The organism is Anaerolineales bacterium (assembly GCA_019637805.1).
Lineage (GTDB): Bacteria > Chloroflexota > Anaerolineae > Anaerolineales > UBA11579 > JAMCZK01.
In genome coordinates this window covers 920,257-933,270 of the sequence record JAHBVB010000002.1, presented here as the reverse complement: position 1 = coordinate 933,270, position 13,014 = coordinate 920,257, and the positions used below count along the sequence as shown (strand labels likewise).

General features: G+C 62.3%; 13 protein-coding genes. All 13 read left to right on the top strand.

Annotated features, from left to right (window positions below; genetic code table 11):
• Positions 1 to 7: 7 nt before the first annotated feature.
• The 13 genes from KF885_10320 (at position 8) to KF885_10260 (ending at position 13,008) form a co-directional block, all read left to right on the top strand.
• Complete coding sequence (locus KF885_10320) at positions 8 to 970, top strand: hypothetical protein (GenBank protein ID MBX3049553.1); 963 nt, start codon at positions 8 to 10, stop codon at positions 968 to 970.
• Positions 971 to 1,169: 199 nt separating this feature from the next.
• Positions 1,170 to 1,610, top strand: a complete 441-nt coding sequence (locus tag KF885_10315) for a division/cell wall cluster transcriptional repressor MraZ (protein ID MBX3049552.1) — start codon at positions 1,170 to 1,172, stop codon at positions 1,608 to 1,610.
• Positions 1,603 to 2,538, top strand: coding sequence for a 16S rRNA (cytosine(1402)-N(4))-methyltransferase RsmH (gene rsmH / locus KF885_10310; GenBank protein MBX3049551.1), 936 nt, complete (start codon positions 1,603 to 1,605; stop codon positions 2,536 to 2,538). The genes KF885_10315 and rsmH overlap by 8 nt, the downstream gene beginning before the upstream one ends.
• A 63-nt stretch (positions 2,539 to 2,601) precedes the next feature.
• Entirely contained in the window at positions 2,602 to 3,069 is a 468-nt protein-coding gene (locus KF885_10305) for a hypothetical protein (protein ID MBX3049550.1), read from the top strand.
• Between the two features lie 2 nt (positions 3,070 to 3,071).
• Positions 3,072 to 4,844, top strand: coding sequence for a penicillin-binding protein 2 (locus KF885_10300; protein ID MBX3049549.1), 1,773 nt, complete (start codon positions 3,072 to 3,074; stop codon positions 4,842 to 4,844).
• A complete protein-coding gene (locus KF885_10295) occupies positions 4,844 to 6,277 on the top strand; it encodes a UDP-N-acetylmuramoyl-tripeptide--D-alanyl-D-alanine ligase (GenBank protein MBX3049548.1) in 1,434 nt (477 codons plus the stop codon). The genes KF885_10300 and KF885_10295 overlap by 1 nt, the downstream gene beginning before the upstream one ends.
• A complete protein-coding gene (gene mraY / locus KF885_10290; protein MBX3049547.1) occupies positions 6,274 to 7,269 on the top strand; it encodes a phospho-N-acetylmuramoyl-pentapeptide-transferase in 996 nt (331 codons plus the stop codon). The genes KF885_10295 and mraY overlap by 4 nt, the downstream gene beginning before the upstream one ends.
• A gap of 1 nt (position 7,270) precedes the next feature.
• Positions 7,271 to 8,644, top strand: a complete 1,374-nt coding sequence (gene murD / locus KF885_10285) for a UDP-N-acetylmuramoyl-L-alanine--D-glutamate ligase (GenBank protein MBX3049546.1) — start codon at positions 7,271 to 7,273, stop codon at positions 8,642 to 8,644.
• On the top strand, positions 8,641 to 9,927 hold the full coding sequence (locus KF885_10280) for a cell division protein FtsW (GenBank protein ID MBX3049545.1): 1,287 nt from the start codon (positions 8,641 to 8,643) through the stop codon (positions 9,925 to 9,927). The genes murD and KF885_10280 overlap by 4 nt, the downstream gene beginning before the upstream one ends.
• Positions 9,848 to 10,939: a UDP-N-acetylglucosamine--N-acetylmuramyl-(pentapeptide) pyrophosphoryl-undecaprenol N-acetylglucosamine transferase gene (locus tag KF885_10275; protein ID MBX3049544.1), complete on the top strand. Its 1,092-nt coding sequence runs from the start codon at positions 9,848 to 9,850 to the stop codon at positions 10,937 to 10,939. Before KF885_10280 ends, KF885_10275 begins: the two co-directional genes overlap by 80 nt.
• Complete coding sequence (locus tag KF885_10270; protein ID MBX3049543.1) at positions 10,936 to 11,451, top strand: hypothetical protein; 516 nt, start codon at positions 10,936 to 10,938, stop codon at positions 11,449 to 11,451. Before KF885_10275 ends, KF885_10270 begins: the two co-directional genes overlap by 4 nt.
• Positions 11,448 to 12,833 carry a UDP-N-acetylmuramate--L-alanine ligase gene (gene murC / locus KF885_10265; GenBank protein MBX3049542.1) on the top strand — a complete coding sequence of 462 codons (1,386 nt, stop codon included), beginning with the start codon at positions 11,448 to 11,450 and terminating at the stop codon, positions 12,831 to 12,833. The genes KF885_10270 and murC overlap by 4 nt, the downstream gene beginning before the upstream one ends.
• Positions 12,826 to 13,008 carry a hypothetical protein gene (locus tag KF885_10260; protein MBX3049541.1) on the top strand — a complete coding sequence of 61 codons (183 nt, stop codon included), beginning with the start codon at positions 12,826 to 12,828 and terminating at the stop codon, positions 13,006 to 13,008. Before murC ends, KF885_10260 begins: the two co-directional genes overlap by 8 nt.
• Positions 13,009 to 13,014: the final 6 nt, after the last annotated feature.

The following is a 13,014-nucleotide window of genomic DNA, read 5'->3' as shown; positions in this document are numbered from 1 at the left end:
CTCTCGTATGAAACATCTTGTTCCTTATATTGCGATCTCGTTGGCTTTGGCGGCCTGTTCTGCTGCAGCCTCGGCGGCTGCCTGCGACCAGGCGGAGTTTATTGAACATGTCATCCTGGATGTGCCGGTTCAGGACGGCACAGAAGTGATGCCGGGCACGCACTTCACCAAAACTTGGCTGGTGACCAACCGCGGCACCTGCGATTGGGGAGACGGCTATGCCTTGGTGCACAGCGGCGGCGAAACCTTTGGCGCTGTTGAGGAACAAGCCCTGCCCGATGTACCTGCAGGCGAGATCGTCGAGATCTCGTTGCGCATGACCGCGCCGGACCGCGCCGGCGAACATGCCGGCGAATGGCTGTTGCGCAACCCTGCGGGCGCGCGGTTCGGGGTGGGGGCGGACGGCAGCCAGCCGCTGGAGGCCGCCCTGCAGGTGGCCGATTTGCCTGCCGGCGTCGTCTATGATTTCATTAGTATGGCTTGCCTGACCCGTTGGGACAGCGCCCGGGCGACCTTCCTGCCTTGTGAAGGGGAGGACGACGAGACCGGCGCCTTTGAGGGCTATGTGCGCGTGAACGATAATCCCTCGCTTGAGGGCAGCACACGCGAAAACCCACCAGTGCTGGAGATGAAGCCAGACAATCAGACCAACGGGTTTATCTTTGGCGCTTTCCCAGCAATTACTCTGGCCGAGGGCGATCGTTTTGTGGCCACGGTAGGTTGCATGGATGGGAACCCGGGGTGCAAGCTGAACTTCATCGTGAAAGCGCAGTTGGCGGACGGCAGCGAACTGCCGCTGCTGGAATGGGCCGAAGAATACGATGAACTGAGCCATGAGATCGCCGTCGACCTCTCGGATCTGGCCGGACAAGAGGTGAGCCTGGTGCTCATGCTGCGCGACAATGATGGCCGCTCCCTGGAGGCGAAGGGCTTCTGGCTCAACCCTCGTATCGAGCGCCTGGCGCCATAATCTCACCATCCCTTGCCTACGAAAAAGTCCGCCGCCTGGCGGACTTTTTTGTAGGGGGCAATTCAGCCCAAATCCCACAAAACGCTTGCGTTCTGTGGCGAATTCCCGTAAAATGGTCTCATTGTGGCACGAAGTGGCGCAAAGTGGGACGCCGGTCATTTTTTCCGGCGTCTCTGCCATTAACCACAGGATAGAACTTATGTTCCTAGGAGAATACCACCACTCGATTGATGCCAAGGGCCGTCTGACGGTTCCGGCGCGTTTCCGCCAGCTTCTGGAAGACGGCGGCTATATCACCATGGGTTTTGATTCGAACGTGGTGGTGATGCCGAAGGAATACTTCGAAGCGCGCAGTAAGGTGCTGCAGGAGCAAAACATTACTGACCTGCGCATGCGGCAGCTGTCCCGTTTGTGGTTTTCCCAAGCGGAACGCATTGCGCCGGACGGCAGTGGGCGCATCATGGTCCCACAGTTCTTGCGCAACAAACGCGGCCTGGACGCCGATGTGGTGCTGGTTGGCTCTGGAGATTACTTTGAGATCTGGCCGCCAGCGGAGTGGAACGAAGAAGCGGCGCGTATTATGAAGGACGCGGCTGAAGGCTACTCTGAGATCGACATGAGCGCCTCTGGCAATGGGTGACCCACAAGCTGAGTTCACCCATATACCTGCACTTTACCAAGAAGTCTTGGCTGCTCTGCAGCCCCGGGATGGCGGCCGGTACGTAGACGGCACGCTGGGGTTGGGCGGGCACGCCGCCGGCATCCTGACGGCCAGCGCCCCCAGCGGCCAATTGCTGGGACTGGATGTGGATGCGCAAGCCCTGACACGGGCCACGGAACGCCTGGCGACTTTTGCCGGCCGGGCGCACCTGCGGCACAGCTCTTATACGGAACTGCCAGAGCGCCTCAGCGAATTGGGCTGGGACGAGGTGGACGGCATCTTACTGGATCTGGGCGGCTCCTCGCTGCAGTTCGACAATGCCGAGCGGGGTTTTTCCTTCCAGCAGCAAGGCCCGCTGGACATGCGCTTCAACCCACAGGCAGCGTTGACCGCGGCGGACGTCATCAATGACTGGGATGAAGCCGAGCTGGCGGACGTGCTCTTCCATTATGCGGAGGAGCGCCAGGCCCGCAAGCTGGCCCGGGCGATCGTGAAAGCCCGGCCGTTGCACAACACCACACAGCTGGCGGAGCTGATCGCGGCGGTGCTGGGCGGCAAGCGGGGCGGGGTTCACCCGGCCACGCGCAGCTTTCAAGCGCTGAGGATTGTGGTGAATGGCGAGCTGCAGGCCATTGAGCACAGCCTGCCGCAGGCCCTGGCCGCTTTGCGGGCGGGTGGGCGGCTGGCGGTGATCTCCTTTCATTCGCTGGAGGATCGTCTGGTCAAGCAGTTCATCCGCCAGGAAAGCCGAGACTGTATTTGCCCTCCGGGGCAACCGAGCTGCACCTGTGGTCACCAGGCCAGCTTGAAAGAGATTTCCCGCAAGCCCATTCGCCCCAGCGATGCGGAAGTGACCAGCAACCCCCGAGCGCGCAGCGCGCGCCTGAGGGTGGCGGAAAAGCTATAGTCGCAAACTCGCCTAGGGTCTGGCATGAGCCATGCACCCGAGAGTGGTGAGGAGTACGAAAAAATGTTTAGACGCTCGAAAGACATTTTACAAGCATACAATCAGGCGCCTTGGCGTCGCCAAATGCAGGTCATCGGCTATATTGCCGCGGCGCTGGTGGCGATTTCGCTCGTCAGCGCTCTGTACCTGAACATTACTGCTCGGGCCGCCACGGCCGGCCGCTTGGTGCTGTACTCTCGCCGTGAGATCTCTGACGCTGAGCAGCGCATTGAAGACCTGAAGACCCAACTGGCCTTTATCAGCTCCACGGAAGTTATGCAGCAGCGCGCCAGCGAACTGGGCTTTAAGCCGCTCTCGCCGCACGCCATCACCTATTTGTATGTGCCCGAATATCTCGGCCGTCCACAGGGCGCGCAGCTGGCCCCCGGCGCCGGCAGCCGCTTCGGCGCGCTGTTTCGCATGCCAGAGAGCTATACGCAATCCTTATTCGATTGGGTGGGCGAGTTGTTCGCTGATCTGGGAGGCTTTTAGCCATGCCCCGGCAGCATTCCTGGCGCTACTTCTTTAGCGCGGCGGTTTTTGGCCTGGTGGGCGTATTGATCTTCTGGCGCGCCTTCGCTCTGCAGACAGGCGCCCAGGCAGAAGCTTTCATCGACCAGAGCAAGTTCTACAGTCGCCTGTACACCACCATCTACCCACCTCGGGGAGAGATCTATGACCGCAATGGTAATTTATTGGCTGGAAATCGCACGGTATATGAAATTGGAGTTAATCTTGCGTCGCTCCGCGGCGAAGCGCCCAAGGCCATAGCCCTGGCGCTTGGCTCCCTGGTCGGCGCCGATTACAACCGCGTGCTGGAGTTGATCGTCTACGGACAGGAGAATGGTCTGGTCTATGTAGTGCTGGCCGACTATATCCTGCCGGAGAAGGTCAACCTGCTGCGCAATTACAATGCCGAGCGAGAACCCTCCGAAGGCCGGGCTTGCTCCAATGACCCCGCCCTGATCGCTTTGGAATGCCGCCAGCATTTGGCGCGCAGCTACCCCGAATTCGACCTGGCCTCGAATGTACTAGGTTTTGTCAACCAGGACAATTACGGCAACTTTGGCGTGGAGCAACAATACCAGGATCTGCTGGCCGGAGTGCCGGAAAGCATTTGGGTGCCGACCGACCCCAACCAGGCGGAAGTTTTGCCCAACATTCCCGGCGGGGCCAGCCTGGTGCTGACCCTGGACCGTGAAATTCAGACCATGGTGGAAGATGTGCTCGATGAGCATATTCTGCTCAGCGGCGCTGAATCGGCCACTGCGATCGTGATGGACCCGCGCAATGGCGAGATCCTGGCGATGACTTCTACCCCGCGCCTGGATCTGAACAACTACCAGACATACACCGAACTGTATGATGGTGACCGCCCCTACAACCGTGCCGTGGGGCAGGTATATGAACCCGGCTCAATTTTCAAGGTCATCACCGTCGCGGCCGCCTTTGACATGGGAGTTTCGCACCCGGAACAGGTCTACCCAGACAAGGGCGTGTTCAGTCATGGCGGTATCACGGTGCGGAACTGGAACGGGGCGGCCTGGGGCGACCAGACCATCCTGGGTTGCATGCAGCACTCACTGAATGTGTGCCTGGCCGACCTGGCTGTGAACAAGGTGGGCGCGGACAAGTTTTACGAATACGTGGAAGCTTTTGGTTTTGGCCGCCCCACGGGGGTGGATATGGCCAACGAACAACTGGGCTCACTGCGCACCCCGGCCATTGCAGGATGGTATCCCTCCGACCTGGTGACCAACTCCTTTGGCCAGGGGTTGGCGGTGACACCGCTGCAGATGGTGATGTCTGTGTCGGCCTTTGTCAATGACGGCAAGATGGCCATTCCGCACATTGTCAAAGCCGTGGTGCAGGACGGCTCGCAGTACAGCCTGTCTCCGCAATATGCCGGCGCACCCATCTCCGCCGAGACGGCGCGCACTATGACCAGCATGTTGGCGGACTCTTTGGAATACGAATCCTCGCTGGCCATGGTGCCGGGTTACCGCCTGGCGGGCAAGACCGGCACAGCGCAGATCCCCACGCCCAACGGCACTTATGACCCCAACCAGACCAACACCTCTTTCATTGGTTGGGGTCCTGTGGATGACCCACGCTTCATCGTCTTTGTCTGGATCGAACGCCCTGAAAGCTCCATCTGGGCATCCGAAGTGGCGGCCCCGGCCTTCGCCGATATTGTCGAACGCCTGGTGGTGCTGATGAATATTCCTCCCGACAACCAGCGCTTGGCGCAAGGGCAGGGCGACTAATGCTGACGATTGCCGACCTGGTTGAGGCTCTGAGCGGCCGGCGCCCGCCGGGCGCCGGGCAGCCGGTGACCGGCGCCACGCACGACTCGCGTGCGGCGCAGGGCGGTATGCTGTTTGTGGCCTTCAGGGGCGAGCATGTGGATGGCCACGACTATGTGCAAGCTGCCTTTGCCAATGGAGCCACGGTGGCCCTGGTGGATCGTGAGCTGCCGGGCGACTGGCCGGTGCTGGACCTGCGCCAGGGGCCGCCAGCCGTCGACTTCGTCTGGTCCACGCCGCTGTGCATCCGCGTGGAGGACAGCCTGGCCGCCCTGCAAAAAGCGGCGGCTTTCTGGCGCCGCAAGTTGACCCAGCTGCGTGTGATCGGCATTACCGGCAGTGTGGGCAAGACCACCACTAAAGAACTCACCGCTGAGGTGCTCTCTCAGCGATTCAATACCTATAAGTCCAGCGGCAATTTCAACAATGAGATCGGTCTGCCGCTGAGCGTGCTTTCATTGACCGAAGAGCACCAGTGCGCTGTGCTGGAGATGGGCTTCTACCTGATCGGTGAGATCGCCTTGCTGGCTGACATCGCCGTGCCGGAAGTGGGCGTGATCACCAACATCGGCACGGTGCATGCCGAGCGGGCCGGTTCGCAAGAGGCCATTTATCAGGGCAAGGCGGAGCTGGTGCGGGCGCTGCCCAGCCACGGAGTGGCTATCCTGAACATAGATGATGAGAATGTTAAGCGCATGGCCGCCGAGACACCCGCGCGGGTATTCTTTTACGGCACAGATCCAGCAGCGGATTTGTGGGCCGACAATATTGAAGGCCTGGGCCTGGACGGCGTGCGCTTCCAGCTGCACTACCAGGGCGAAACCCTGCATGTGCGTATTCCCTTGATCGGCCGCCATTCGGTTCACACCGCCCTGCGGGCGGCTGCGGTAGGCCTGGTGGAAGGCATGGACTGGGCCGAGATTCTGACTGGCTTGCGGATCGGCAACCCGCAGCTGCGCCTGGTGACCGTGCCTGGGCGCAACGGGTCGCTGCTGTTGGACGACACTTACAATGCCTCGCCCGAATCGACCATGGCGGCCCTCAACCTCCTGAGCGAGCTGGACGGCCGCAAGATCGCCGTGCTGGGCGACATGCTGGAGCTGGGCCCGTACGAAGCCCAGGGCCACCAGATGGTCGGCATGCTGGCGGCCAAAGCCGCGGACGCGCTGGTCACCGTGGGACCACGGGCGCATCTGATCGCCGAAACGGCGCGGGCCAATGGTCTGGATGCCGCCGCCGTCCACGAATTCGACAACAGCGAAGTGGCGCTGGAGTACTTGAAACGGCTGCTTTCGCCGGGCGATGTAGTGTTGGTCAAAGGTTCGCGTGCTGTGAAGATGGAAACCATCGTGCCGCAGTTGGAACAGCGGCGGGAAGCGGAGCAGACAAAATGAGTGGTAGCGGCGCCGCCTTGGTGCTTGCCGGGGTCAGCTTCATTATGACGGTCATTTGGGGTGGGCCGCTGATCCGCACTTTGCGTTCACTCAAAGTGGGCGACAGCATCCGCCTGGAGGCCCCGCAGCGGCACCACACAGTGAAAGTCGGCACGCCCACCATGGGTGGGGTGATGTTCATTCTGCCGGTGCTCTTGGTCACCATTCTGCTCAACGCGGTGCCTCTGATCGGTCTCAGCGGCATCGGTCGCTCCATCCTGGTGCCGCTGGGCGCCATGATCGCTTTTGGCGCGCTGGGCGGCCTGGACGACTGGCGCAAACTGCGCCAGCGTGAGATCGGTGAGGGCATGCGTGCCCGCACCAAGTTCCTGATCCAAATGCTGCTGGCCGGTATCCTGGCTTTTGTGCTGCACGACTATCTGCATGTGCCGGACATGTACCTGCCGGGCTTTCGCAATGAATTCGACCTGGGTTGGCTCTTCTATCCCGTGGCGATGATCATCATTGCTGGCTCGGCCAATGCGGTCAACTTTACGGATGGGTTGGACGGCCTGTCTGGCCTGATCGCCGCCACGGCTTTTGCCACCTTCGGTGGGATTGCCTTACTGCAAGGCCAGGTCTTTCTGGGCCAGTTCTGTTTCACCCTGGTGGGCGCCTTGTTCGGGTTTTTGTGGTTCAACGTGCACCCGGCCCAGCTGATCATGGGCGATACGGGTTCGATGGCTTTGGGCGCCACCCTGGGTGTGGTTGCGCTGATGACCGGGCACTGGATCCTGTACCCCATCATTTGCATTATCCCGACCAGCGAGATCCTAAGCGTGGTCTTGCAGGTGGGCTATTTCCGCTTGACGGGCGGCCGGCGTCTGTTCAAGATGTCGCCTATCCACTTGCATTTCGAACTTTCCGGCTGGAGTGAAACCCAGATCGTGCAGCGTTTTTGGCTGGTCAGCCTGTTGTTTGCCATGATCGGCGTGGCCCTGGCGATGGTGTGATGTGATCGACTGGAAAGCCGCTCGTGTCGTGGTTGTAGGTGCCGGCCGCCAGGGCCAGGCCACTGCCGTTTATGCGGCGGGCCGCGGCGCGCAAGTGGTGCTGAACGACGCCCGCCCGCAGGCCGAACTGGTCGAGGCTAAGCAGCGTCTGGCCAACCTGCCGGTCGAATGGCACTTGGGTAACCATCCGTTACAGCTGCTGGACGGCGCAGACGTTTTGTTTGTTTCCGGCGGCGTGCCGAGCGACAACCCACTGGTCGCCGAAGCCCGGGCGCGCGACCTGCCGATCAGCAATGATTCGCAGCTCTTTCTGGAGCTGGCTCCCTGTCGGGTGGTGGGCATCACCGGCTCAGCCGGGAAGACCACCACCACCATGCTGGTGGGTCGCATGCTGGCCGCCATGCAGGGCCGCGGCGTGCGCCGGGCCTGGGTGGGCGGCAATATTGGCAACCCGCTGCTGGCCGACATGGATCAGATGCAGGCAGAAGATGTGGCTGTGATGGAACTCTCCAGCTTCCAGTTGGAGTGGATGACGCGCTCGCCCAGTGTGGCTGCCATCCTCAACTTGGCGCCCAATCACCTGGACCGACACGGGACGATGGAATCCTATACCGCGGCCAAGGCGCGCATTCTGGACTTTCAGATGCCGGGCGACAGTGCCGTCCTGAATCGCGAAGACGCAGCCACCTGGGCGCTGGCAAGCCAGGTGCGCGGCCAGTTATGGAGTTTTGGGCATGGCGAGCTGCCCTTTGGGCAGAACGGCACTTGTCTGCGGGACGGCCAGGTATGGTTGCGCACCACCCAAGGGGAGACGGCGGTCTTGCAAGTCAATCAAGTCCAGCTGATCGGCGACCATAACCTGTCCAACGTGCTGGCGGCCTGCGCGATTGCCGCCGCGGCGGGAGCCGATGCAGAGGCGCTGCGGGCGGGCGTGCAGGGCTTTCATGGCGCCCCGCATCGCTTGGAGTGGGTGCGTAGTCTGAATGATGCCGATTGGTACAACGACTCGATCGCCACTGCGCCGCAGCGTACGGAAGCAGCCCTGCACTCTTTCATCCGCCCGATCGTTTTGCTGCTGGGCGGGCGGGACAAGGGCCTGCCTTGGGCAGATTTGGCCCGCTTGGCGGCCCAACGCAGCCGGCATGTAGTGCTGTTTGGCGAAGCGGCCCCGATGCTGGAGAGCGTTTTCGCGGCCCATGCGCCGCAGCTGCCCCGCATCCAGGCGGCCGACCTGGCTGCCGCAGTACACGCCGCCGCGGCAGCGGCCCAGCCGGGCGACGTGGTGCTGCTGGCCCCGGGCGGCACCAGCTTTGACGAATTTGTGGACTTTGAAGCGCGTGGCGAGCGGTTTCGCCAATTGGTGAAAGAGCTATGAGCGAACAGACTTTTGAAGATTTCAACGAACCTGAGACCGAAGCTCCGCTGCGCAGCGAACGCCGCTCGCGTCGCCGCAAGAAATCCGGCTGGCCGCAGCTGGAGATCAACTTCGATGTGCCGCTGCTGCTGGGTGTTTTCGCCTTGCTGCTCTTCGGGGCGCTGATGGTCTATTCCGCCAGTTGGGATTTCTCGCTGGTCAATTATGGCGATCCCACGCGCATGTTCTTTCAGCAGATGCGCAGCCTGGTGGTGGGCCTGGTGGTCGGCACGGCCTGCTGCTTTATCCACTATCATTTTTGGCGCAAATACTCCGTGCTGCTGATGGGCGGCACGCTGATGGCGCTGGTCGCCGTGCTGGTGTATGGCCAGGTGCTGTACGGCTCGGCGCGTGCTTTCTCGGCCGGCTCCTATATGCCGGGTGAAGTGGCCAAGCTGGTTACCCTGATCTATCTCTCGGTCTGGCTGTATGCCAAGCGCAACGAACTCAGCAAGGTCTCCTACGGTTTGCTGCCTTTGATCATCATGTTGGGCACGGTGGCAGGCCTGATCTATTTGCAGCCGGACATCAGCGCTGCTGCCACCATCGTCTTTCTGGGCGGCCTGATGTTCTTCCTGGCAGGCGGTTCCGTGCTGCAAATTGGCCTGATCGTGGGCGGCACGGCGGCGCTGATCCCACTGTTGATGCAGTTCAGCACTACGGCGCGGGTGCGCATCACCGACTACGTGACCGGCCTGGGCGACCCGACCCTGGCCAACGACCATATCTTGCGCTCGTACGAGGCCTTCGTGAAGGGCGGCTGGTTTGGCGTCGGCCTGGGCCAATCCACCGCCAAGTTGACCGGCCTGCCTGTGCCGCCCACCGACAGCGTTTTCGCCGTGATCGGCGAGGAACTGGGCCTGTTTGGTGTGCTGCTGACCCTGGGTTTGTATGCCCTCATTCTGTGGCGCGGGCTGGTGATCGCCCGGCGCTCCCCGGATATGTTCGGTTCGTTGCTGGCCGGCGGTATCGCTCTGTGGATCGCCCTGGAAGCCAGCGTCAATATGGCCGTGTTGGTCGGCCTGGTGCCTTTTGCCGGCAACACGCTGCCGATGATCAGCTTTGGCGGTTCCAGCCTGGTGACCAACCTGGCAGCCCTGGGTATTTTGATGAGTATTTCACGCGCCTCGCGTGAACAAAGTGTAGAGGAAGAAAGGACTCTGGATGCGACTACTCGTGGCCGCCGGAGCGAGCGGGGGTGGGGTGTATCCCGCTCTCGCCGTGCTTCAAGAGTTGGGCAGTAAAGACGTGGAGCTGCTGTGGGTTGGCGGTGAAGGCGGCATGGAGCACGACCTGGTGACGCGTGCCGGCTACCAACTGCGCAGCCTGCCCGCCGCTGGGTTGCATGGCGTGGGCCTATTGGCGCTGCCCGGCAACCTGTGGCAGCTGGCCCGGGGCTACCTGGCAGCCCGCCACCTGCTGGCCGAGTTCCGTCCGGATGTGCTCTTCTTTACTGGCGGTTTCGTGGCCGCCCCGGTGGCGCTGGCCGCCGGGCGCACGCCCACGCTGGCCTTCGTGCCGGATATTCAGCCGGGCTTCACTCTGCGCCTGATCGCCCGCTTTGCGGATGCGATCGCCGTCGTGGCTGAAGAAGCCCGGGCCTACTTCCGCCGCCCCGAGCGGGTGGTGGTGACTGGCTACCCGCTGCGTCCGGAGGTCACGCGCTGGACGCGTCCGGCAGCCCTGCAGCATTTTGGCCTGGAGAAGTCACTGCCCGTATTGTTGGTCTTCGGTGGCAGCAAAGGCGCCCAGTCGATCAACCGCGCCGCGCTGGCCACCTTGCCCCAACTGCTGGCCCGCATGCAAGTTTTGCACATTAGCGGCCAGGGCAACTGGACCGAGGTAGAAGCTGCCCGCGCCCAACTGCCCGCCGAGCTGGCCGCCCGCTATCACGCCTTCCCTTATTTGCATGACGACATGGGCGCGGCCTTCGCTGCCGCTGACCTGGCCGTGTGCCGGGCGGGCGCATCCACTCTGGGCGAGCTGCCGCACTTCGGCTTGCCGGCCGTGCTGGTGCCGATCCCGTTCAAGCAACACCTGCAACACGTCAACGCAGGCTTTTTGCAGGCGCGCGGCGCGGCCGTGGTCCTGGCCGACGAAGACATGGCCGCTTCACTGGCTGGCACTGTGATCGGCCTGATCGAAGATAAGCCGCGGCTACAGCAGCTGGCCCGCGCCATGGCCCAGCTGGCCGCCCCACAGGCGGCCCAGCACATCGCGGCGCAGCTGCGCCAGTTGGGAGGGTCGCAAGCATGATCTCTCTGGAAACGCTGTTCTGGCTCCTGATCGGCATCTTCACCTTCGTGGGTTTTATCCGCGGCTGGTCCAAAGAAGTGCTGGTCACTTTCAGCCTGATCTTGGCGATCTTCGTCATCACCGTCTTTTTGCAGTATGTGCCGTTCATGAAACCTTATATGGATGCGGGCGGCCCAGGCCGCGTCTTTTACGTGCATGCCGCGGTGGTGATCATTTTTGCTTTCTTCGGCTACCAAAGCCCCAAGCTGCGCCAATTGTCTGAGGTGGTGCTGCGCCAGCGCTTTGAAGACTCGTTGCTGGGCGGCCTGGCCGGCGCGTTGAATGGCTATGTGCTGTTCGGCTCGCTGCTGTACTACCTGCACCAGTCGGGCTACCCCTTTGATTGGGTAGTGGCTCCCGGGCCGGAACTGGTCAACCTGATGGTCTTCATGGCGCCGGCCATCCTGGGTGTGCCCGCCATTTATTTCGCGGTGGCGGTGGCCTTCACCTTCGTGATGGTGGTGGTGATATGAATGGCGCCACACACTTCATCGGCATTGGCGGCACAGGCTTGTCCGCCATCGCCCGCGTCCTGTTGGAACGCGGCCAGGCTGTGACCGGCTCCGACCGCGAGGACTCCCCGCTGGCGCAGGCTTTACGCCGCGCCGGGGCGACTGTGCACATCGGTCATGCGGCAGGAAATGTGAACGGGGCGGCGCAAGTGGTGCGCTCCTCCGCCGTAGGCGATGACAATGTCGAGGTGCAGGCCGCCCATGCCAAGGGCGTGCCGGTCTACAAGCGGGCCGATTTCCTGGGCCAGCTGCTGGCTGAGCAACAGGTGATCGGCGTAGCGGGCTCGCATGGCAAGACGACCACCACCGCCATGCTGGCCTGGGTTTTCACTGCGCTCAACCAGCGGCCCGGCTACATTATTGGCAGCCCGGCCGCCAACCTGGGCAGCAACGCGGCTGCCGGGGCGGGACGCTGGTTTGTGGTCGAAGCTGACGAGTACGACTATATGTTCCTGGGGCTGGCGCCGCAGTTGGCCCTGGTCACCAACGTAGAACACGACCATCCGGACATGTTCCCTACGCCGGATAGTTTCATGCAGGCGTTCCAGAAGTTTGTGGAGCGCATCCAGCCTGGCGGCATGCTGCTGGCTTGTGCCGACGACCCCGGCGCGAGAGCCTTGGGAGACTATGCTCAGAGCCGAGGCCTTGAAACCCGCTATTATGCGTATAGCCACGAAGCGGATTACAGCGCACAGCAGCTGGTCTCACAGGAAGGGCTTGGCTATCGCTTTGAGGCTATGTATCGCGGTGAGCTTTTGGCCCCGGTGAGCTTGCAGGTGCCTGGGCTGCACAATGCGCAGAATGCTTTGGGCGCCCTGGCCGCGGCACATGCCCTGGGTTTGGACCCGGCCGAGGCGGCGCTGGCCCTGGCAGACTTCCGCGGCACTTCGCGGCGCTTTGAGCTGCGTGGCGAAGTGGGTGGGGTGCTGGTGGTGGATGACTACGCCCACCATCCCGCCGAGATACGCAGCACCCTGGCGGCGGCCAAGGCGCGCTACCCTGGCCGCCGGCTGGTGGCGGTTTGGCAGCCGCACACCTACAGCCGCACCGGCGCACTGCGTGAGCAGTACGCGGTCACCTTCGGCGATGCCGACCAGGTGCTGGTCACCGACGTATACGCCGCCCGCGAGCAGAGCCCGCCGGGCTTTGATTTGGATGCCATCGTGGGGGCGGTTCAGCATCCGGCGGTCGAATGGGCCGGAGACTTGGACGCGACCCAGGCCCGCCTTGAGTCTAGTTTGCAGCCCGGTGATGTGCTGCTGATCATGTCCGCCGGAGACGCCATTCTTCTCAGTGAACGCATCTTCCGCCAATTGCAAGAAAAGGAGAGCAAGCATGCTTGAGCAACGCCAGAAGACTTTTGTCCTGACGCCCTTTGTGGTGGCCTACCCTGAAGTCGTAGAGGCCAAACAATCCCAGGCTGCGGCCAAAGCGCGCAAGCCGGGCAGCCACCTGAGCAAAGATGAAGCCACCCGTGAGGTCTTGCAGCGCATCGTGCAGCGCGTCAAGAAGATCTGATGCAGC